This window comes from Mucilaginibacter conchicola (genome assembly GCF_003432115.1).
Taxonomy (GTDB): domain Bacteria; phylum Bacteroidota; class Bacteroidia; order Sphingobacteriales; family Sphingobacteriaceae; genus Mucilaginibacter; species Mucilaginibacter conchicola.
The window spans coordinates 259447-282278 of the sequence record NZ_QWDC01000002.1 but is presented as its reverse complement, the minus strand read 5'-3'; the positions used below and the strand labels follow the sequence as shown (position 1 = coordinate 282278).

Below are 22832 nucleotides of genomic sequence, written 5' to 3'. Positions count from 1 at the left end.
GTTCCTATTTCCCCATCGCTTTATCTCTTACAGCCTTAAACTCCGAGCCTTTTTTCCAGCCGGGGAAGGTTGTTTCGCCGCTTAGTTGTACACCGAGTTTATACATCAGATCGGTGGTTTGGGCCATGCCGCGGGTATCCATGGCATCACTGTATTCGTCTGATGGTTGGTGGTAGCGTTGTTCGTTGTATTCTTTCAGTTTCTCTTTACCAAACTCTTCGCCGCGTTGGATGCTTTTGGCGCCGTTATGCAGGTCTAATGCAGGCACACCGACCTTGGCAAAGTTGAAATGGTCTGAGCGGTAATAGCTGCCAGAACCCGGGTTCTCGTCGCCTACTACATCCCAGCCTTTTGCTTTGGTGAGTTTGATCACATAATCATCCAGATCATTCTGGCCCTTGCCGGTGATCGAAAAATTACTGGTCTCGCCGAAGTCTGACAGCGCATCAATATTCAGGTTAGCAACTGTTTTGTTAAGCGGATAAACAGGGCGAGTGGCGTAATATTCCGAACCCAATAACCCTTGCTCCTCGGCGGTAACCGCCAGGAATACAATAGAACGTTTTGGCTTCTCTTTCTGCGCTGCAAACTTTTTGGCAACTGCCAAAATAGCGGCTACGCCGCTGGCGTTATCAACCGCACCGTTATAAATGCTATCGCCTTTTGCATCGGGCTTACCAATGCCAAAGTGGTCCCAGTGGGCTGTGTACAGGATGGTTTCTTCAGGGCGTTCAGTGCCTTTAAGGATGCCTATCACGTTGTTTGATTTTGAATATTTAAGGGTGTTCTTCAGTGACAGCGAAACACTGCTGCCCAACGGTACAGCTTTAAAATCTTTACGGCGAGCGTAGTCGCGGATATTACCGGTGATGCCTGCGCTGGCTAATAGTTTGGTGGCAGCCTGTTCACTTATCCAGCCCTCAACCTTGCAACGGTTCATGTGTTTATCGGCCTGTTGCAGGTAAAGTTTTGAGCCTGTAAAACTGTTCTGTATCACCTGCCAGCCATAGCTGGCGGGCTCGGTTTGGTGAACAATGATCACACCTGCGGCGCCCTGGCGGGCAGCCTCTTCGTACTTATACGTCCAACGGCCGTAGTAACTCATTGTATCGCCTTTAAACAATTTCTCAGGCGCTTTAAAGCCGGGATCGTTAACTAATACTATTACGGTTTTGCCTTTTACGTCAAGGTCTTTATAATCGTTCCAATTAAACTCAGGAGCAACCACGCCGAAGCCGGCAAACACCAGTGGCGAGTTTTTAAGGCCGATGGTGTCCTGCTCGCGGCGGGTAGAGGCCACAAAGTCAACACCCGGTTTAAGGTCTAAAGTTGTTTTGCCGTTAACTTTAAAGTCATCGGCAGTTGAAGCAATCTCCACCATAGGTACTTCCTGGAAATAGCTGCCGTTATTGCCCGGCTCCAGGCCAAGTTTTTTATATTCAGAAGCAATGTAATTGATAGTTTTTTTCTCGCCCTCGCTAAATGGTTTGCGGCCTAATAGAGAGTCATTAGCCAGTACGGCAATGTGGTGTTTAATATCTGCGGCAAGTCCGGTATCGGCACCTGCAGTTGTGGTTTTATTATCGTTACCGGCACAGCCTGCAAACAGGGCAGCAACGGAGATGATGGTTATTGCATTTATTTTCATAGTGGTTGGGTTTTAATTCAAATATAGGAATTTTACTCACCCGGTCTTTGCTCCGCTCGACCACCCTCTCTTCGATGCGCGAAAAGAGGGTTTAAGAATGCTCGATCCAATCCCACGCGTCATTGCGAGGTACGAAGCAATCTCCGGCTGTACAGAGCTGCTTGTCCTAAAGAGATTGCTTCGGACCTCGCAATGACGGGGTGATGAGTTTGCGTTAGCGATAGTAGCGGATACCGGCCCAGAGCTTAATGCCTGTGCGCGTATGAGCGGATAGCGCGGGCCGCCATTCGGCGGGAACGCCCATTTACTCACCCCGACTCCGCTTCGCTGGTCGACCCTCTCTTCGCTGCGCGAAAAGAGGATTAAAAATAAATAGAAGTAAAAATCTCCCCTCTTTGCGCAGCAGAGAGGGGTTAGGGGGTGAGTCAAATTCGTCGCTACGCTTGATAAACTCCGTGTAAAGCTTTGTGTCTTTATAGTAAAACATATACCTATTAACAATTAAATTGCCTATTTTTGCAACCTTTAAAATTCGAGGCGAACATATTGATGTACAAGGAATATAAGCAATTAGATCTATCGAAAACGGGTAAAGAGGTTCTTGATTTCTGGAAACAGAACAACATCTTTTCCAAAAGTATCAGCAGCCGCCCGGCAAGCAACCCTTACACTTTTTACGAGGGCCCGCCGAGCGCAAATGGTATGCCGGGCATTCACCACGTAATGGCCCGCTCTATTAAGGATATTTTTTGCCGTTATAAAACGCTTAAAGGCTACCAGGTTAAACGTAAAGGTGGCTGGGATACGCACGGCCTGCCTATTGAACTGGCTGTTGAAAAAGCCCTTGGCATTACTAAAGACGATATTGGTAAGAAAATTACCGTTAAAGAATATAACGATGCCTGCCGCAAAGAGGTAATGCGCTACACCGATGTGTGGAACGACCTTACCGAAAAGATGGGCTACTGGGTTGACCTTGAAAACCCTTACGTTACCTACGAGAACGAATACATTGAAACCCTTTGGTGGATACTAAAGGAGCTTTATAAAAAGGACCTTTTATACAAAGGCTACACGGTACAACCCTACTCGCCAAAATCTGGCACGGGCTTAAGCTCGCACGAGCTGAACCAGCCGGGCACATACAAAATGGTGAAGGATACCACCATCACCGCGCAGTTTAAAGTTAAACGCGATGGCGATTCTGAGTTCCTGTTCAATGGAGTAAATACTGATGTATTTATCCTGGCTTGGACAACCACACCATGGACACTGCCATCAAACTGTGCTTTGGCGGTTGGTGAGGATATCACTTACGTAAAGATCAACACTTTTAACCCATACACCTACAAACCTGTTTGTGTGGTATTGGCTAAAGAGCTGGTTGGTAAATACTTTAAAGCCGATGGCGAGAACGCTTCTTTTGATGATTACAAAGGCGGCGACAAAGTTATCCCATGGCAAACTGCCGGCGAGTTTAAAGGCAGCCAACTGGTAGGCATCCACTACTACCAGCTAATGCCTTACGTAACCAATGAGGACCTGGAGAAAAATGCATTCCGCGTTATTCCGGCTGATTTTGTTACTACAGGTGATGGTACCGGTATAGTACATACTGCATCTGTTTTTGGTGCGGATGACTTTAGAGCATGTAAAGAGAACAACGTGCCATCGGTAATGGTGAAGGATGAGAACGGTAAAGATGTGCCTTTAGTTGATAAACAAGGCCGTTTTGTTACCGAAGTTACCGACTATGCCGGCCGTTACGTTAAAGAAGAATATTATACGGATGCTGAGCGCGCCGAAGCGGATTTTAAACCGACCGACGTACTCATCTCTATCAAACTAAAAGAAGAGAACAAAGCATTTAACGTACAAAAATACGAACACAGCTACCCACACTCTTGGCGTTCTGATGAGCCGATACTTTACTATCCGTTAGATAGCTGGTTCATCCGTACCACTGCCGTTAAGGACAAGATGGTGGAGCTGAACAAAACCATCAACTGGAAACCTGAAAGTACCGGTACCGGCCGTTTCGGCAACTGGCTGGAAAACCTGGTTGACTGGAACCTTTCACGCTCACGTTACTGGGGTACCCCGCTGCCTATCTGGCGCGAGGAAAACGGTGGCGAAGAAAAATGTATAGGTTCAATAGCTGAGCTGAATGCCGAGATAGAGAAAGCTATCGCCGCAGGTTTTATGCCTGAGGGCTTTAAGCTGGAAGATATGCACCGCCCTTATGTGGATGATGTGATATTGGTATCATCAACCGGCAATAAAATGATCCGCGAGACAGACCTGATTGACGTTTGGTTTGATAGTGGTGCCATGCCGTATGCACAATGGCATTTCCCTTTCGAGAATAAAGATGAGTTTGAGGCTGCTTACCCTGCTGATTTTATTGCAGAAGGTGTTGACCAAACCCGTGGGTGGTTCTTTACCCTGCACGCCATAGCCGTAATGCTAAGCGAGGCAAGCGACGAGGTAAAAGCCGTTAACGAGAAAGTTGGCAACCGCGGCATAGCGTTTAAAAACGTAATATCAAACGGTTTGGTGCTGGATAAGAACGGCAACAAAATGTCTAAACGTTTAGGCAATGGTGTTGATCCGTTTGCTACCATTGAACAAGTTGGTGCTGATGCAGCACGTTGGTATATGATCAGCAATGCATCACCATGGGATAACCTTAAATTCAATACCGAAGGTTTGGATGAGGTTCGCCGTAAGTTCTTTGGTACGCTTTATAATACATACTCGTTCTTTACGCTGTACGCCAATATCGATAAATTCAAATACGAGGAAGCGGAGATAGCGATTGAGAACCGCCCCGAGCTTGACCGTTGGATCTTATCGTTACTAAACACCCTTAGCGCCGAGGTTGATGGCTACTACGCCGACTTTGAGCCTACCAAGGCTGCCCGTGCTATACAGGAGTTTGTTGATGCACATCTGAGCAACTGGTACGTACGTTTGGGCCGTCGCCGTTTCTGGAAATCAGATAACTCTGATGATAAATTATCGGCATATCAAACGCTTTATACTTGTTTAATTACCATCAGCAAACTGATGTCGCCTATTGCGCCGTTCTTTGCCGAGCGTTTATATACCGACCTTAACAGTGTAACCGGTAAAGAGGAATTTGAATCAGTTCACCTGGCTTACTTCCCAGAGTACCACGCCGACCTGGTTGATAAAGCTTTAGAAGAACGTATGCAACTGGCGCAGGATGTATCATCACTGGTACTATCGCTGCGTAAGAAAATAGAGGTGCCGGTTCGCCGCCCGCTAAGCAAAATTTTGTTGCCTATACTGGATAAAAACTTTAAATTACAGGTTGAAAAGGTTAAGGAACTGATACTGTCTGAGACCAACATCAAAGACATTGAGTACATAACCGATACTGCCGGTTTTATCAAGAAAAAGATAAAACCAAACTTTAAGGCCCTTGGTGCTAAAGTAGGCAAGGATATGAAGGATGTGGCTGCTGCAATAAACGCTTTCTCTCAAGATCAGATCTCAGAACTGGAAGCTAATGGCTCTATATTGATACTTGATGCTAAGTACTCGATACTATCATCAGATGTTGAGATCATCGCCGAGGATGTTCCGGGATGGCAGGTGGCTAACTTAGGTAAGCTTACCGTTGCCTTGGATATTACCATCACTGAGGCTTTGAAAGAAGAAGGTTATGCCCGCGAGTTTGTTAACCGTGTACAAAACCTGCGCAAAAGCAAAGGCTTTGAGGTTACTGACCGTATTACTGTTGAGGTGTATGCTGATGCGGAAATACGTAAAGCTATCGAAAGTAACCTTACTTACATCTGCGCCGAAGTACTGGCCGATAGTGTTAAACAATCAGCAGGGCTTACTGATAGCGAAAAGGTTGTAATAGACGAATTTGAGATATTGATCGCCATAAATAAAAGTTAAATGGAAAACGAAAAAACAAGGTATTCTGATGCTGAGCTGAAAGAATTCAAAGAGTTGATACAAGATAAGCTGCGTAGCTCGAGAGAAGAATTGAACGCACTTGCCTCATCATTAAGTTCACCAAATGCAAACGGTACTGACGATACCGCAGGTACTTACAAAACCCTTGAGGATGGTTCTGCTACCCTTGAGAAAGAGCAAATAAACCAGTTAGCTGCCCGCCAAAAGAAATTTATTGAGCAGTTAGAGGCAGCCCTTGTTCGTATCGAGAACAAAACTTACGGTATTTGCCGCGAAACGGGTAAACTGATCCCTAAAGAACGCCTGCGTGCCGTGCCGCACACAACGCTGACCATGGAAGCTAAACTGAAGCAATAGATGAAGGCTGCTTATACACGACCGTTTCTTACTGCTGCTTTAATTATCCTTGCCGACCAGATCATCAAGATCTGGGTTCGTAAACACATGGCTATTGGAGAGGAAATAAAATTCCTGGGCGATAGGGGCATGCTGCATTACACCGAAAATAACGGGATGGCCTTTGGTATGGAACTGGGTGGCGAGTTGGGTAAACTTGCTTTAACGCTCTTCCGTATCGTAGCTGTTTTTGGTATTGGTTATGCGCTGGTACATCTCATCAAACATAAATACCACCGTGGCTTAATTATGATGGTGGCTTTGATACTGGCCGGTGCGCTGGGCAATATCATTGATTCTACCTTCTATGGTATTATTTATAACTATGCCGGCATATTCCATGGCCGTGTGGTTGATATGTTCTACTTCCCTATACTATCCGGTCATTTCCCTACATGGTTCCCTATGTGGGGAGGCGAAGAATTTATCTTCTTCCGCCCGGTATTTAACCTTGCTGATGCCGCTATATCTATCGGCGTTATCATGATACTGATAAACCAGAAACGTTACTTTAAACACGAAACGCCCGAGGAAAGCAATCCCAACAGCGAAATGGTTGAAGAATAATATAGAAAAGCCCTGCAGAAATGCAGGGCTTTTTTGTTGTGGGCTCTTTTCCCTACCCGTCATTGCGAGCGACAGCGTGGCAAGCCTCTACTTACAGGGCGGCTCTGTGGGTAGAGGATTGCCACGTCGCTGTCGCTCCTCGCAATGACGTGGGATTTCATGATTTCACTTATCCCTGATTATTATTTTGACACTGACCTTGTAAACTATCGGGTCAACTTATTCGTTATATATTTATATTTGTATACTGACTAATTATAGTGTTATGATCTTAATACGCTTTCTCATCATATCAATCTGTTCGCTGTACATTATCCGTAGCCTGGTGCGTATATTTTTGCCTATGCTTTTTCAAAACGTGGTGAACAAAGCGCAGGAGCAGGCCCGCCAGCAACAAAACTATTACCAGCAGCAACAGCAACCACGCCCCGATGGTAAGATCCGTATTGATCACATGCCCGAGCAACGCAAAAGTTCTGTACCCGATTCTGAAGGAGAATTTGTAGATTACGAGGAAATCAAATAAGCCCCAGAGCCTATGCTTCCTGACGGAATTTACAAACGCAGAAAAAATCATAATAACACACCACCCACAGTGCTGCTGGTTATAACCAACTGCATTGTATTAGCCATCCTTATACAGCTTTTTACGGGCTGTAATGCCATCAATAATTTTTTCTGGGGGGCGCTTGCCGTATTGGCGCTTTATAACGTTTACACTATAAGGCGTAACCCCGATGAGTATAGCTGGTTAAACGGTATTCTCTACATCGTAAGTATTTTGCTGATGATAGGCCTTTTCTTTTACTTCCAAAACCAGCCGCACAACTGCTGATTCTGTAAAACTTATCATTTTTAATCTCATCCAATTTTCTATTTTTGGAAGATTTTAATATTATAATTAGTATTCCCTAAACAAGTTTAAATGAACAACTGGATAAAGCGCAATGGCGGGCATCTGATAGTTGCAGCAATTTTTTTCATACTTACGTATGCTTATTTCTTGAACCCTATTATGCAGGGCAAGATATTATACCAAAGTGATGTTTTGCAGGCAAAAGCGATGCAGAAAGAGATAATGGATGTGAAGGAGAAAACCGGCCACGCACCGTTATGGACAAACCAGATGTTTGGCGGTATGCCAAGCTACCAAATATGGGCCAAGTACGGCAAAAATGCTACTACATACGTTATCGACGGTTTAAAAGGTATTTTCCCTAACCCGGTTGATACTGTTTTGCTTTATTTGTTTGGCGCTTACTTCTTATTTACCACGCTTAAACTGAGCAGGTGGCTGGCGGCTGCAGGTGCTGTGGCATTCGCGTTCTCATCATACAATTTTATTTATATAGAGGCAGGGCATGCCAACCAGGCGTATGCTATTGCCTTTTTTGCGCCAATTGTAGCAAGTATTATCATGACACTACGCGGCCGGTATGTGTTAGGTGCATCGTTAACGGCGCTTTTTATGGCTATGGAGATTCGCTCTAATCACGTGCAGATGACCTATTATCTGCTGTTGGCAATCATCATACTGGTATGTATCGAGCTTTACCACGCTATAAAGTCGGGCCTTACAAAGCCGTTCTTTAAGGCCATCGCTTATCTTTTTGCGGGCACTATCATAGCCGTATTGGTTAACGCAGGCTCGCTGTGGACCACTTACGAATATAGTAAATACACCATTCGTGGTAAACCGAATTTGAAAAGTGAAACCACTGCCGAAAGTGCCGGTTTAGATAAAGACTACGCTTATACCTGGAGCGAAAGCCCTACTGAAATATTTACATTCTTTATCCCTAACGCCTACGGTGGCGGCAGTAGCACCACAAGGGGCGAAGATTCAAAGGTTGCCAAATCATTAATTGATAAAGGTGTTGATGCCGGCCAGGCGCAGCAATTGGCTTCGCAGTTGCCGCTTTACTGGGGCAATAAACCAAGCACCAACGGCCCATGGTATTTTGGTGCAGTAGTATTCTTCTTTTTTGTACTGGGCTTAATCATCATCAAAAACCGTATTAAATGGTGGTTGCTTGGTGCGGTATTGCTAAGCGTGTTCTTATCGTTTGGTAAAAACCTGCCGTTTATATCAGATCTGTTCTTTGATTACTTCCCGCTTTATAATAAGTTCCGTGCAGTAGAGTCTACGTTGGTAATAGCATCACTATGCTTCCCGCTGCTGGCTTTCCTTGCTTTGAACGAGGTGTTTGAAAACCCGGATAAAGCTTTTGTATTTGCTAAAGCAAAACTGGCATTCTACATCACCGGTGGTTTAACCTTGCTGATGATTGTACTGCCGGGCCTTATTCTTAGCTTTAAAGGTACTGAGCACCAAAATTTGATCAACGCGCTGGCGCAAGCTTTCCGTGGCGATACCGGCATGGCCAATTCAGTTGCTAATGCACTTGTTGAAGACCGCCAGGCCCTGGAAAGGCAAGATGCTATCCGTACTTTGATCTTCATTGCACTTGCTTTTGGTTTGGTATGGATTGTGATCAAACAAAAGATCAATACAACTTTTGCAGCTATTGCAGTTTTAGCTGTTGTGCTGATAGATATGTGGAGCGTTGATAAACGTTACCTTAAAGATGAAACATTTGTATCAAGTGATGTATTGAATCAGGCCTACGTTCCGCGCGAGGTTGATGAGTTTATTATGCGCGATAAAGATCCAAACTTCAGGGTGATGGACCTTACACTGGGCAATCCTTTCCAGGATTCGCATTCATCATATTTCTATAAAACCGTGGGTGGTTTCCACTCTGCAAGGTTGCGCCGTTTTGAGGAATTGGTTCAAAATCAGTTCACCAAAAGTGTTAACCAGGATGTATTGGATATGTTAAATACCAAGTATATCATTACTCCTGATCCTAAAACGGGCGCGGCAAGCATGCATGCTAACAACACAGCTTGTGGCAACGCATGGTTTGTAAAAAGCGTTAAATATGTAAAAGGCGCCGATCAGGAGATGCAGGCCATCAGCAGTTTCGACCCTCAGACCGAAGCTATGGTTGACGAGAGCTTTAAGAAAACAGTTGAAGCCAAAACATTAGGATATGATGCTAATGGCTCTATTAAATTGGTTAGTTACGCACCCGAGCATTTGGTTTACCAAACCGGTTCAACCGCTAACCAGGTAGCCGTGTTCTCTGAGATATACTATGACAAAGGCTGGACAATGAAAATTGATGGTGTTGAGCAACCGTACTATCGTGCAGATTACCTGTTACGCGCAGCAACTATCCCGGTAGGTAACCACAAGGTAGAGTTCATATTCCACCCAAACTCATACTACACCGGCGAGAATATTTCGCTTGCAGGTTCGGTATTATTGGTGCTTGCCCTTGCCGGTGCCGCATACAGCGAACGTAAAAACAAACAACCTGCAAAAGCTTAACCAGCTTAGCTTATAAGAAAAGGCGATGAGAGATCATCGCCTTTTTTGTTTATCTCCACCGCGTCATTGCGAGGTACGAAGCAATCTCTTTAGGACAAGCTTGCTCTGCATAGTTCGGAGATTGCTTCGTGCCTCGCAATGACGGGATTTATCATCTAATCATTCGTTCGTCTATGCAACAACCAATACCAGCCAAGGTTAAGCGCAATAACCCCATGGTTAAACAACGTTGGTATTAACCCGTAATGCCGTTTCATGATATCGAAACGCTCCTGCAAACTTTGTCGGTGTTTGGCTTTTGACATGCCGCCTACCAAATATTTAGCAACGTAGCCATCTACGCGGACTATCTGCTTTGCTTTTTTAGCAGCTTTGATGATCCAGTCGATATCCGCACTCAACTGATATTTGGGGTCGTAAGGCTCAACCAGCGAACGTTTGATGTAGATGGCCTGATGGCTAATGCTCATGCCATGCTTAAAACCTCTCCAGGTAAACTTATTGGGTGCTTTGTGGCGGCGTTGGCCCAGGCTTTCGCGGGCATCGTTCACCATTTCGGTTTCACCGTAGTAAATGTCGGCATCGGGTGCGGTGGCAAACACTTTGGTAACGGTGCCATCGTCATAAAACTCATCGCCCGAGTTCATGAAGATCACATAATCGCCGGTAGCTGCGGCGAGGCCTTTGTTCATGGCATCGTAAATGCCTTTATCTTTTTCGCTGGTGAGTTTGGCCAGCCGATCTTCGTATTTCTTAACCACATCCAGCGTGCCATCGTTTGATGCGCCATCAATAACAATATATTCGATAGCCGGGTAGGTTTGCCCTAAAACGGATAGCATGGTACGCTCAATATCGCGCACGTTATTATATACGATGGTGATAACCGACAGAACAGGTTGTTTCATCCGTTGATGGGCTTTAGTACAGATTGGTAAAGGGAGATATATTGGCCGGCCACTTTCTCGTTATTAAATACCCGTTTCACTTTATAGCGCGCGGCGGCTGAGTATTTATCCCACTCGTGCGTGGTCAATAACATTTGCAGGCCGGTTGCCAGGTCGGCAGATGATTTGAACTCGGCGAGGTAGCCGTTGGTCCAGTGGTCTATCAGATCAGGGATACCGCCGGTGTTGAAGGCCACTACAGGCGTTCCGCAGGCCATAGCTTCCATTATCATGTTGGGCAGGTTATCTTCTACCGATGGCGACACAAAAACATCAGCAAGGCTGTAGATCTCTGCCAGATCAGATGGTGAAGTAATGGTATTCAGCTGATGCACTTTGAAGGGTAGGGTTGAGGTATCGAAATGCTTGTTCTTCCCAAAAATCACTATCTCTACCTGCTCATCAGGCGCCAAAGCTTTCAAATGCTTCAAGGCATCTACCAAAAAGTTGATACCCTTTCGGCGATCATTAATGTTAGCTGCACCAAACAGGATCACTTTGGCATCGCCGGTAACTTTCCATTTGGTTCGCATGGCGGCTTTGCCTTTGGGCGAAAAAAGTTCTGTATCGATAGGATTTGGGATAGCCTCGATCATAAAGCCCTTAAGCAGGCTGCTTTTCATAGCTACCTCGCCCAGCCAGTGACTACAGGTCACTATCGAAAGGTTCTTTGCCTCGGCAAATAGTGCACTCTTGCGCATCCATCCGCTGTGCGACAGGTCATCGTCCTGCGGATCGCGCAGGAAGTAGCAATTGCCGCATTGATTTTTAAAGTGGTTACACGGGCCTGCGTAATGGCAGCCGCCGGTAAAGGCCCACATATCATGTAAAGTCCAAACCACGGGTTTGTTCAGCGCGAAGATTTTTTTGAGATCTTTAACAGAAAGGAAGCCCGAGTTGGTCCAGTGCAGGTGGATGATATCTGCCTCGCGTATCACTTTATCGTGGCTGATATCGGTACCTACATTGGCGGTAGAGAAAGCAAAACGCACGGCTTTTTCGCGTTCATCAAATAAAATGTAGGGGATGCGTTCTAAAAAGAAGTTAAATCTTGCTCTTAGCTTGCCGAAAAACCCCTGGTTAACACCATGTACACCTTCGGCCTGGCGGCGCTTTTCCTGCACCACCATGGTAGCCTCAACGTTTTGTTGCTTAAGGGCTTTAAGCAGGCGCATGCATGCTTCGGCAGCGCCGCCGCCTGCATCAGATGTATTTATGAGTGCAACCTTCATTTCTAAGCGGCAAGTATAATGATACTAAATATAAAAATTTTACTTTTGATTGCGTCATTTGTGTTTAAATGAAGTTTAGCACCGGTAAACGATTATAATGGGTTTCTTCAGCTACATATTTCAGGATTGGAAAGCTAACCGCGGCAACGTTAAGGGGCGGCTGGTGCTTACCATGTTCAGGCTGGTGAATGCCGTTAACAAATACACGCCTACCAAGATCATCTTTTTCCCCTACCTGATGTTCTACCGCTTTTTTGTAGAATGGAGCCTGGGGGTGGAACTACCGCGTAAACTCACCATAGGCCCAAACTTTGTGTTTTACCATGGACAGGGCCTGGTAGTGAACAATAAAGTGATCATAGGGGATAACTGTGTGCTGCGCAACGGCGTTACCATTGGCCATAAAAAACTGGCCGACGGAACATTAAGCGGCTGCCCGCGTTTAGGTAACCATGTTGATGTAGGTGCTAATGTTTGCATCATTGGCGATATTAGCATCGGCAACAACGTAACCATTGGTGCAGGTGCCGTGGTAGTAAAAAGCATACCCGATAACAGCGTAGCGGTTGGTAACCCGGCACGCATACTAAATAACAGGGTTGAGGCCCCGATTGAAAGCATTTAATGGATAATAACTTACTAACCGACCGCACTTTTTGGAAATCGTTTTGGGAATCGCGCAAGGGGTTGATCTTTAAGCTGAAACCTAATTACGTTTTCGGTGATATACTGGGCAAACTTATTAAAGAGAAAGGCATCAAAAACGCTATTGAGCTTGGCGGTTTCCCGGGCTATTATTCTATCTACCTTAAGAAATACCAGCACCTTAAAACTACCCTGCTCGATTATTTTATCCACCCGGAGTTGATCAATCAACTGCTTGCTGCTAATGATCTTAAACCCGGCGATATCGACATTATAGAAACCGACCTGTTTGCCTACGAGCCTGCAGAGAAATTTGATATGGTGTTATCCTTTGGGTTGATAGAGCATTTTAACGATACACAGTTCATCATAAAAGAGCACCTCAAGTTTTTAAAGCCGGGCGGCACGTTGTTTATCACCCTGCCAAACTTCAAAGCCGTTAATGGCTGGGTGCAAAAGAATTTTGATAAAGAGAACTACGACAAGCACAACATCAACAGCATGGATCTTACCCTGCTGCACGATAGCTGCAAAGCTTTGGGCTTAAAAGATATTGAGACCTACTACCACGGTAAATTCACTGTTTGGTTGGAGAATAAATCTGAACAATCTGCTATTGCCAAAGGCATTACGAAAATGATTTGGGTGATGGGCAAGGTGTTCACTAAAATTATTCCGATTGATAGCAAAGCGTTATCGCCATATATTGTGGTGAAGGCGACGTTGTAAGAAGCCTCTCCCCAAACCCCTCTCCGAAGGAGAGGGGTTTAAATAACAATGTCATTTCGAACGAGCGACAGCGAGGAGAAATCCTGTTATCCCTGAATAGCGAATCGCTTAGCATCAATAACAAGATTTCTCCTCGTACCTCGTTCGAAATGACAAAAAGTATTTACACAAAAAAAGCCGGAGCAGTAATGTCCGGCTTTTTCGATTTATAAGGAGAACCGATTACTTAACTTCTTCAAAGTCTACATCAGTTACATTATCAGCGCCACCCTCTGGTTGGCCACCAGCTGCACCTGCGTCAGCGCCCGGTTGTTGACCAGCTTCGGCAGAAGCTTTGTACATGTCTTCAGAAGCTGCGGTCCATGCAGTGTTTAGCTCTGTTTGTGCTGTTTCAATCTCTTCTAAGTTTTTAGCAGAGTAAGCAGCTTTCAGTTTTTCTAAGCCAGCTTCGATAGGTGCTTTTTTGTCAGCAGGTATCTTGTCGCCGTATTCTTTCAACTGTTTCTCGGTAGAGAAGATCAAAGCATCAGCACTGTTCAGTTTCTCAACTTCTTCTTTTGCTTTTTTATCGGCATCAGCGTTAGCTTCAGCTTCGTCTTTCATTTTCTTGATCTCAGCATCAGTTAAGCCCGATGAAGCTTCGATACGGATCTTTTGCTCTTTACCGGTAGCTTTATCTTTTGCAGATACGTGTAATATACCGTTAGCATCAATATCAAAGGTTACTTCAATTTGAGGCACACCGCGTGGTGCCGGTGGTATACCATCCAGGTGGAAACGGCCTATGGTGCGGTTAGCAGATGCCATTGGGCGCTCACCTTGTAAAATATGGATCTCTACTGATGGCTGGCTGTCAGACGCAGTTGAGAACGTTTCAGATTTTTTAGTTGGGATGGTAGTGTTAGATTCGATCAGTTTGGTCATTACGCCACCCATGGTCTCGATACCTAATGAAAGTGGGGTAACATCTAACAATAACACATCTTTTACTTCGCCGGTTAATACACCACCTTGTATAGCAGCACCAATAGCTACTACCTCATCAGGGTTAACGCCTTTTGATGGTGCTTTACCGAAGAATTTTTGTACTGCATCCTGTATAGCAGGGATACGGGTTGAACCACCAACAAGGATGATCTCATCGATATCTGATGCGCTGTAACCTGCGTTTTTCAAAGCAGTTTTACACGGATCAATAGTACGTTTGATCAGGCTATCAGCCAATTGCTCAAATTTTGCACGGGTTAAAGTTTTAACCAAGTGTTTTGGGCCCTCGGCACCTGCAGTAATGTATGGCAGGTTGATCTCGGTTTGAGTAGAGCTTGATAACTCAATCTTAGCTTTCTCAGCTGCTTCTTTTAAGCGTTGTAAAGCCATTGGGTCTTTACGCAGGTCTACACCTTCGTCGCTTTTAAATTCGTCAGCCATCCAGTCAATGATCACCTGGTCAAAGTCGTCACCACCAAGGTGAGTGTCACCATCGGTTGCTTTTACTTCAAACACGCCATCGCCAAGGTCAAGGATTGATACGTCATGCGTACCACCACCACAGTCAAAAACTGCAATTTTCATATCCTTGTGTGCTTTGTCCAAACCGTAGGCAAGGGCAGCAGCAGTAGGCTCGTTAATAATACGGCGAACTTTTAAACCAGCAATTTCACCGGCTTCTTTAGTAGCCTGGCGTTGTGCATCGTTAAAGTAAGCAGGTACGGTAATAACCGCTTCAGTAACTTCAGAACCGATAAAGTCTTCTGCCGTTTTCTTCATTTTCTGAAGTATCATGGCAGAGATCTCTTGCGGCGTATATTTACGGTCGCCAATTTCAACACGTGGAGTATTATTGTCGCCTTTTACAACTTTGTAAGGTACGCGCTCTACTTCTTTAGTAACCTCGTTAAACTGGTTACCCATAAAGCGTTTTATTGAATAGATAGTTTTTGTAGGGTTTGTGATAGCCTGGCGTTTTGCAGGATCACCTACTTTACGCTCGCCATCGTTAACAAAAGCTACAACGGATGGCGTAGTACGTTTGCCTTCGCTGTTTGCAATAACTACAGGCTCGTTACCTTCCATTACTGCAACGCAGGAGTTGGTTGTTCCTAAGTCAATTCCAATTATTTTAGACATATTATGATGATTGATATTTTATTGATTAATGTTTTGTTTCTCCCTCTATTTATCAATGCTTGTGCCAATATTATTTTGGCAGAAAAATGGATAAAATGATGTCATGTACTGTACAAACCGTCAGCACCGGATTACTTTTCGGTGACAGGTTGGCAGTGGTTTAGAGATCGGAGGTTGGTTAATCAGAGATTAAAAAGCAAAGCCATGAAAATATATATCTTAGCGCTATGGGTCTAAAATATATTGTAGGTGCTGCTATTGAGAAGTTACAGGAAGGTCTGATACGCCGCAATCACCGGTATGTACCTTTTATACCAAATGGCCGTATTGCAGTTTTAGACCTCAAAAGAGCAGCAGTAGATCCGAAAGTTATTTTTGATGTTGGTGGTAACGAGGGCCAAACTGCTAACTATTATGCCCGGCATTTTAAAAATGCAGATATATACACTTTTGAACCTGTAAAAAGTGTGTACGATAAAATGGTGTTAGCCACCGCAGGTAATAAGCGCATTAGATGTTTCAGGAATGCGCTGGGCAGCGAACAGGGAGAGGCAAAAATTTACAAATCTGCAAATTACAATGGCGTTAGCTCATTAAACGGGGCTAATAATACAAACTTGCCCGATGAAGAAACGATAGAGGTAATTACAGGCTTAAGTGTAGTTGAGAAATATGATATCTCTACAATTGATATTTTAAAGATAGATACCGAGGGTTTTGAAATAAGTGTGCTTGATGGGCTTAAACCTATGTTGAAAGATCATGTAAAGTTTATTTACATAGAAGCCGGTTTTGATATCAATAATAACTGCCAAACCTACGTTTCAACCCTGCTTAATTATTTAGCACCTTATGGGTTCACCGTTTCAGGCCTTTATTCTATGTTTTGGCATGGCGCTTCAAAACTGAAATTAAGCCATTGCGATATCCTGTTGACCAACACAGGGTTAGTTGCCGTGTAAATGCAAAGGAGAATAGATGGCATTTGATTATTTAATGTGCTGTTTATGATTTGGTTTTAATTAAAATGTTATCTTAGAGCTATAAACTATAGACCCCGATATGAAGAAAAAATTATTTAGCACTATCCTGCTTTCATGCTTTGTTGCGGTATGTGTGGCAGCGGCAGTTTTTGCTGATGTTAACGGCAAATGGAACGGTACCATCTCAACACCTGATGGTAACGCCTTGGATGTATCATATAACTTTAAGGCCGATGGCGAAAAGTTAACCGGTACGGTATCATCACAAATGGGCGAAATATCGTTAGATAACGGAAAAATTAAAGGCGATGATTTTAGCTTCAGCGTAAACGTATCAGGTACCGATTATCCGCATAAAGGCAAAGCCTATGCAGATTCTTGTGCTATGGATATTGATTTTGGCGGCAGCAGCTCGCACTTTGTTCTTAAACGCGCCAAGTAACCCACAACCCTATAACAATTTTAAAAGGCCCTGCCAACCCGGCGGGGCTTTTTTGCGTAATGGTAATAACAAGTTTAAAACACTTGTAATGTAACGCACAACAAATTACCTTTGCGCCGATGTTGCAACGCATAACCGCTTACTTATTGATTGTAGCGCTGGTATCGGCCAACTTCTCGCGTTTTTTTATCTACGCGGGTTTTGAGCTGAACCGTAATTACATTGCGACAAAGCTTTGCGAAAACCGCAACAAACCTCAGCTGCATTGTAACGGCAAATGCTATTTCATGAAGAAATTAAAGCAGGCCGAAGACAACAAAAGCACAGAGGAGCGCCAGGCACAAAAGAACCTTTTTCAGGAAGCCTTCTACAATCAGGCCTCAAAGGTTACTTTTTACACGGTGCTGTTATCGGTAACCAAAGTACCAAACTACCGCATTGCTTTGCCGCAACTTATCCAGGATATCTACCAGCCGCCCCGGCTCGCATAAAAAAGTCCCATCCCATTTTTTTAATACAGTTAATGCTGATCGCGCTATGTTAAAGGCGATAAATCCCGTAGGGATCAAAGGTCTGTAGAACAAAAACAAATACATTTCTTCGTGCCGTCAGGTACGAAACTAATGCTGCTGTTGCGTACCTGACGGCACGCCTTTGATGCTTGATTAATCTCTGCTACCGACCTTAAGCACCTGACGGCGCTTTGTCTGCTTGCATATCTTTATCGGTCGTTCATTACTGTGATTTATCAGATCTCTCCGCTGTGATGGTGGTGAGCTACACACTTTTTTATGAAACTCTCTACACTATTATATACCATAATACTGTGTACGGTTAGTGCATTTTCTTTTGCACAAGGCAACCTGCACGGTACCGTTACCGATGCCCGCACGCATGAGCCGTTGGCGGGTGTTATGATAAGCAACGCTGCTACCGGCGCTGTTTTAACTACATCTAATAATAAAGGTAAATTCAGCCTACAGGCTGATACCGTATCAAACCTGCGTTTTGCCATGATAGGCTTTACCACGCAGATCATCAAAGCCACCAATGCAAAAGCTATTGAGGTGATGATGGAGCCATCAACTATCGACTTACAGCAGGTAGTGGTTTCTGCCAGCCGAGAACGCCAGGCCAGGCAGGATGCGCCAATTGCCATCAGTAAAATAAACGCTACCCAGATCCATGATACTAAAGCTACCGCCCTTTATCAATTACTAAACAAAGTAACCGGCGTTTACATGGTTGATCTGGGTAACGAGCAGCACACCATGGCTATCCGCCAGCCTATCACTTATAACGCATTGTACCTGTATATGGAAGATGGTTTGCCTATTCGCCCTACAGGTATTTTTAACCACAACTCGCTTTATGAAGTAAACATGAGCGGCGTGCGCGATATTGAGGTGATCAAAGGCCCGGCTTCGTCACTATACGGCAGTAATGCCATTGGCGGTGCGGTTAACTTTATCACTCAGGGGCCGCCTGCCGGTTATGCTGGCAATGTATCTATCCAGGGCGATAACTACCACTACCGCCGCGTTGATGCCGATGGTGGTTTCAGCAGCGGTAAGTTTGGCCTGTATGTTGGCGGCTATATCGCCCGCCAGCGCGATGGCTGGCAGGATTATGCCGATTTTGATAAACGAAGCGGCAATTTTAAAACCACTTATGATTTTGATGCCAATACCCGTTTAACTACATCGTTAGCTTATAACTACCTCAATACCCAAACACCGGGCAGCCTGGACAGCACTAAATTTTATAGTCGTAAATACGGCGCTAACCAGCGTTTTACTTATCGTAAAGTTGAGGCATGGCGTGCCAATACCCGTTTAGATCATAAATGGAGCGATAAGAGCAATACCTTCTTCACCCTGTTCTATCGTAACAACTCAACCGGTCAGTTGCCAAGCTATTACATTTCTGACGTGAGGGATAATGCCGGCAATTATTTAAGTTCAAACGGACAGGAGAATAACCAAAGCTTCCACAGCATTGGCCTATTAACCCAGCACCGCCAGGATTTTGATTTTCTGCATTCGAGGTTGATCATTGGCGCTTATCTGGACAACAGCCCAAGTTCGTACTATGCCAAGTATCTTGAGATACAAAAAGATGTAGCCAATAATTTTTATACAGGCTACACCAACACCGGTACTTATATCGATAACTATCGCATCAAGCTATTTAATACCGCAGCTTATACTCAGTACGAACTCAAACCTACCGATGCTTTGCGCATTGTAATGGGTTTGCGTTATGACAGGATCCATTACAACTTTACCAATGGCATCACCAGCGGCAGCAAGTACAAACAGCAGGAAACCAACGATTTCAATATCGTAGCCCCTAAGCTTGGTTTGACTTATAATTTTGGTAACAACAAAGGTTTGTATGCCAACTACAGCGTAGGTTTCCAACCACCAGAGACGGGTGACTTGTACAGCGCCCGCCAGCTGGTTCCGCTGAAACAGGCAACGTTTAATAACTACGAGGCAGGCGGCTGGTTCGCAGCGTTCGATAAAAAGTTGTACATCGAATTATCGCTGTATGACCTGGAAGGCCGCAACGAGATCATTAACCAGTTGCTGCCAGATAATACCACGCAGAACCAAAATGCAGGTGCAACCCGTCACCGAGGGGTGGAATACTCATTGGCTTTTGCGCCGGTTAAGGAAATTGCTTTCCGCTTTAGCGGCACTAATGCATGGCACACCTACCGCGATTACAGCGAAGTGCGCACCAACTACGCTACCGGTACCAACACTGTATTGGTTTATGATGGTAACCGCATGGCTAATGCACCAAAATGGATAGCCAACAGCGAGCTGACCTACAAACCCGCTTACCTCAATGGTTTCCGTATCTCGGGCGAGTGGCAGCATATCGGGTCATACTTTACCAACCCGGCTAATACAAAAAGCTATGGCGGGTATGATCTTTTCAACGCCCGTACCGGTTTCGATGTAAAAAGCGGTGCGCTTAAAGGTTGTGGTATATGGTTCAATGTGCTTAACTTAACCAATAAGCTTTACGCTACCACGGTGATCAGCAACCAGTACGGCGATACGTACAATGCTGCGCCGCCGAGGGTATATTCGTTAGGGATCAGCTATTCATTTTCAAAATATTGATAAATGGCAACTGCAAAACAGAATTTTTATAAATGGCATAGGATATTGGGCTTAACAGCCCTTATCCCTGTCATCATGTGGACGCTGAGTGGATTCTCGCACCCATTCATGTCAAACTGGTTCAGGCCAACGATAGCTAAGGAGTTTTACAAAGCGCAACCTTTAAAAGAGAAGCCTGCCTTGTCCATCAAACAGGTGTTGGATAAAAATGAAATCAAAGATTTCATCAATTTTGGTAGCATCAGTTTTAAAGGCCAGCCTTATTACCAGGTGCTGGGAATGGATAGTACGTATAAATACTATTCGGCTAATACAGGTAGTTTGTTAAACGATGGCGACAGGCTTTATGCTACTTTCCTGGCGCGTTATTTTACGCAAGACAGTACATCAAAAGTAAAGAGCATTACCCTGCAAAAAACTTTTGATGCGGAGTATCAGCCCATTAACCGCCTGCTGCCGGTTTGGAAGATAGCTTTTGACAGGCCTGATGGTATGGATGTGTACATTGAGACCAGCCAAAGCCGCATGGGCACGTTCAATAATACCACCCGCAAAGTAATGCTGGTGGTGTTTGAGCAATTGCATACCTGGCAGTTTCTGGAAACCATCGGCGGAGAGCAATTCAGGGTAGTGGTGCTGCTCATCATCGTAACGGTGATGTTCTTGTCGCTGCTATCAGGCTTAACGGTTTATGGGTTGTTCTGGAAAAAGTTTAAAACCGCCACCGAAAACCGTCGTCGCGACAAACGCAAGGATACGAGGTTTGTACATCGTTTCCACAGACAGCTGGGTATAGCGGTTTCGCTGGTGATGTTCACTTTTACTATTAGTGGTGCGTTTCACCTGTACGTGAAGCTGGTGAATGATAAGCATCCGGCTCAGCAGGGCGTAAAGCAATCGGTTAAAACAGATCAGTTGCTTACCTCAAACCTGCAATTGCCGGTTGCCGATAGTCTGGTTAAAAATGTGGCTTTAGCGCAGTTTAACGGCAAAACGTATTACCAGTTAAACGATACCAAAAAGCACGTTAAATATTTCGATGTTGCTACCGGAGCTGAGCTTGTAGATGGCGATGTTGCTTATGCGCAATACCTTGCGATACAATATGGTGCTACACCGCAGGTAAAGGTTAAAGGGAGAGTAAAAGTTGAACAGGTGCGCGAGTTTACCAACGAGTATGGCTTTATTAATAAACGCCTGCCCGTGCAACAAGTAAGCTATACTAATGGAGAAAATTGGTATTTTGAAACCACTACCTCACAGTTAGCTACAAAAGTTGCAGGCATTGACAGGGCAGAAGGATTTTCCTTTATATTTTTGCACAAATACTTCGGTATGGCCTGGGCCGGTAAAAATGTGAGGGATATAGTGAGCATGTTGGCAGCATTAGGTGTTTTGGTAGTGTCGGTATTTGGCTTCGCCGGATTTATAAGAAATAAATAAGATATGAAAAGATACATCATTGTTTTAGCTGTAGCATCATCGGTATTGGGTTTTGCGGCCTGCAATACATCAACCCAAAAAGATGCTAAAGCCACAGAGGCTGCAAAGCCAAAAGGGAAGTATTATTGTACCATGCACCCCGATATTACATCAGACAAACCAGGTACCTGCAGCAAATGCGGCATGGACCTGGTAGAGCGCGATACAACTGCGAGGTAGTATCAGCGCTCCGGTTGACTCACCCCGACTTTGCTACGCTCGTCGACCCTCTCTTCGCTGCGCGAAAAGAGGGTGAGGGAATTTTACCCTCTCTGCCCAAAGGGCAGAGAGGGTGGTCCAGCGTAGTGCGGACCGGGTGAGTCAATTTTTGACTTTCTCCTTACCCTTCGCATTTCTTCTCCTCGTAACTTTATAAAAAATATAAAGCTTATGAAAGTTGAGATATGGTCTGATGTGATGTGCCCGTTCTGCTACATTGGAAAACGCAGGTTTGAAGAGGCGCTTAACCAGTTTCCGCATAAAGATAAAGTAGAGGTAGAGTGGAAAAGCTACCAGCTTAACCCCGATATGAAAACCGATCTGTCGGTTAGTCACACCCAATATTTATCGAACATTAAAGGCTGGACAGAGGATTACGTGCACCAGATGGATGCTCATGTTACCCAAATGGCTGCCGAAGTTGGTTTAACCTATAACCTGGAAAGTGCTGTTGTTGCCAATAGTTTTAAAGCACATCGTTTTGGTCATCTCGCCAAACAGCACGGCTTAGGCGATGCAGCCGAGGAAGCTTTATTTAAAGCCTATTTCACTGACAGCAAAAACACTGATGACGACGCTACCCTAATAGAGTTGGGCATATCGATAGGCTTAGATGCTGAACTGGTGAAGCAAACTCTTGCTTCTGATGCTTTTGCAGATGATGTAAGGCGCGATATTGCTGAGGCGCAGCAATTAGGCATCCGCGGTGTACCGTTCTTTGTAATGAATGATAAGTATGGCGTATCCGGCGCGCAACCCGCCCCGGTATTTACCCAAACAATTGAGAAAGCTTTTGAAGAATGGGATCAGCAAGGACAACAGTTAGAAATAATTGACGGCCCTGTTTGTGGCCCCGATGGTGATTGTTAGTTCAATTAAATATTCTTACCTTAACATTAACTTCTGCAGGCGCTTTTTCGTATAACG

At 44.8% G+C, this 22832-nt stretch carries 19 protein-coding genes; 15 read left to right on the top strand and 4 right to left on the bottom strand.

The genetic code is table 11. The features are described from left to right. Positions 1-4: 4 nt before the first annotated feature. Positions 5-1648: a M28 family metallopeptidase gene (locus D0C36_RS10890; RefSeq protein ID WP_117391660.1), complete on the bottom strand. Its 1644-nt coding sequence runs from the start codon at positions 1646-1648 to the stop codon at positions 5-7. Positions 1649-2197: 549 nt separating this feature from the next. On the opposite strand from D0C36_RS10890, the gene ileS reads away from it, so the two are divergent. The 6 genes from ileS to D0C36_RS10855 all read left to right on the top strand — a co-directional run bounded on the left by ileS (position 2198) and on the right by D0C36_RS10855 (position 9962). Continuing rightward, complete coding sequence (gene ileS, locus D0C36_RS10880; RefSeq protein WP_117391658.1) at positions 2198-5581, top strand: isoleucine--tRNA ligase; 3384 nt, start codon at positions 2198-2200, stop codon at positions 5579-5581. Next, positions 5582-5959 (top strand): TraR/DksA family transcriptional regulator, encoded by a 378-nt coding sequence (locus D0C36_RS10875; RefSeq protein WP_117391657.1) that lies wholly within the window; start codon positions 5582-5584, stop codon positions 5957-5959. Next, a complete protein-coding gene (locus tag D0C36_RS10870) occupies positions 5960-6565 on the top strand; it encodes a lipoprotein signal peptidase (RefSeq protein ID WP_117391656.1) in 606 nt (201 codons plus the stop codon). It begins immediately after the preceding gene. 265 nt (positions 6566-6830) lie between these two features. Continuing rightward, positions 6831-7091, top strand: coding sequence for a DUF4834 family protein (locus D0C36_RS10865; RefSeq protein ID WP_117391655.1), 261 nt, complete (start codon positions 6831-6833; stop codon positions 7089-7091). A gap of 12 nt (positions 7092-7103) precedes the next feature. Beyond that, positions 7104-7400, top strand: a complete 297-nt coding sequence (locus tag D0C36_RS10860) for a hypothetical protein (RefSeq protein WP_117391654.1) — start codon at positions 7104-7106, stop codon at positions 7398-7400. 90 nt (positions 7401-7490) lie between these two features. Beyond that, positions 7491-9962, top strand: a complete 2472-nt coding sequence (locus tag D0C36_RS10855) for a YfhO family protein (RefSeq protein WP_117391653.1) — start codon at positions 7491-7493, stop codon at positions 9960-9962. A gap of 155 nt (positions 9963-10117) precedes the next feature. Here D0C36_RS10855 and D0C36_RS10850 read toward each other — a convergent pair whose 3' ends face one another. Together D0C36_RS10850 and D0C36_RS10845 are read right to left on the bottom strand one after the other, a co-directional pair. Next, positions 10118-10870 carry a glycosyltransferase family 2 protein gene (locus D0C36_RS10850; RefSeq protein ID WP_117391652.1) on the bottom strand — a complete coding sequence of 251 codons (753 nt, stop codon included), beginning with the start codon at positions 10868-10870 and terminating at the stop codon, positions 10118-10120. Then, on the bottom strand, positions 10867-12141 hold the full coding sequence (locus D0C36_RS10845; protein ID WP_117391651.1) for a glycosyltransferase family 4 protein: 1275 nt from the start codon (positions 12139-12141) through the stop codon (positions 10867-10869). The genes D0C36_RS10850 and D0C36_RS10845 overlap by 4 nt, the downstream gene beginning before the upstream one ends. A gap of 97 nt (positions 12142-12238) precedes the next feature. On the opposite strand from D0C36_RS10845, the gene D0C36_RS10840 reads away from it, so the two are divergent. Together D0C36_RS10840 and D0C36_RS10835 are read left to right on the top strand one after the other, a co-directional pair. Beyond that, positions 12239-12766, top strand: coding sequence for a serine acetyltransferase (locus D0C36_RS10840; protein WP_117391650.1), 528 nt, complete (start codon positions 12239-12241; stop codon positions 12764-12766). After that, a complete protein-coding gene (locus D0C36_RS10835) occupies positions 12766-13515 on the top strand; it encodes a class I SAM-dependent methyltransferase (RefSeq protein ID WP_117391649.1) in 750 nt (249 codons plus the stop codon). Before D0C36_RS10840 ends, D0C36_RS10835 begins: the two co-directional genes overlap by 1 nt. Positions 13516-13737: 222 nt before the next feature. Here D0C36_RS10835 and dnaK read toward each other — a convergent pair whose 3' ends face one another. Beyond that, positions 13738-15642, bottom strand: a complete 1905-nt coding sequence (gene dnaK / locus D0C36_RS10830) for a molecular chaperone DnaK (protein ID WP_117391648.1) — start codon at positions 15640-15642, stop codon at positions 13738-13740. 227 nt (positions 15643-15869) lie between these two features. On the opposite strand from dnaK, the gene D0C36_RS10825 reads away from it, so the two are divergent. The 7 genes from D0C36_RS10825 to D0C36_RS10795 all read left to right on the top strand — a co-directional run bounded on the left by D0C36_RS10825 (position 15870) and on the right by D0C36_RS10795 (position 22775). After that, positions 15870-16604, top strand: a complete 735-nt coding sequence (locus D0C36_RS10825; RefSeq protein ID WP_117391647.1) for an FkbM family methyltransferase — start codon at positions 15870-15872, stop codon at positions 16602-16604. Positions 16605-16704: 100 nt separating this feature from the next. Next, a complete protein-coding gene (locus D0C36_RS10820) occupies positions 16705-17067 on the top strand; it encodes a glycoside hydrolase (RefSeq protein ID WP_117391646.1) in 363 nt (120 codons plus the stop codon). 119 nt (positions 17068-17186) lie between these two features. Further along, complete coding sequence (locus D0C36_RS10815) at positions 17187-17558, top strand: hypothetical protein (protein WP_117391645.1); 372 nt, start codon at positions 17187-17189, stop codon at positions 17556-17558. Positions 17559-17858: 300 nt separating this feature from the next. Continuing rightward, the gene (locus D0C36_RS10810) at positions 17859-20204 is read left to right on the top strand and encodes a TonB-dependent receptor (RefSeq protein WP_117391644.1); all 2346 of its coding nucleotides are present in this window, start codon (positions 17859-17861) and stop codon (positions 20202-20204) included. A gap of 3 nt (positions 20205-20207) precedes the next feature. Next, positions 20208-21647: a PepSY domain-containing protein gene (locus D0C36_RS10805; protein ID WP_117391643.1), complete on the top strand. Its 1440-nt coding sequence runs from the start codon at positions 20208-20210 to the stop codon at positions 21645-21647. 3 nt (positions 21648-21650) lie between these two features. Further along, entirely contained in the window at positions 21651-21866 is a 216-nt protein-coding gene (locus tag D0C36_RS10800) for a heavy metal-binding domain-containing protein (protein ID WP_117391642.1), read from the top strand. A 210-nt stretch (positions 21867-22076) separates the two neighbouring features. Continuing rightward, positions 22077-22775, top strand: a complete 699-nt coding sequence (locus D0C36_RS10795) for a DsbA family oxidoreductase (protein WP_117391641.1) — start codon at positions 22077-22079, stop codon at positions 22773-22775. The last annotated feature ends 57 nt before the right edge of the window (positions 22776-22832 follow it).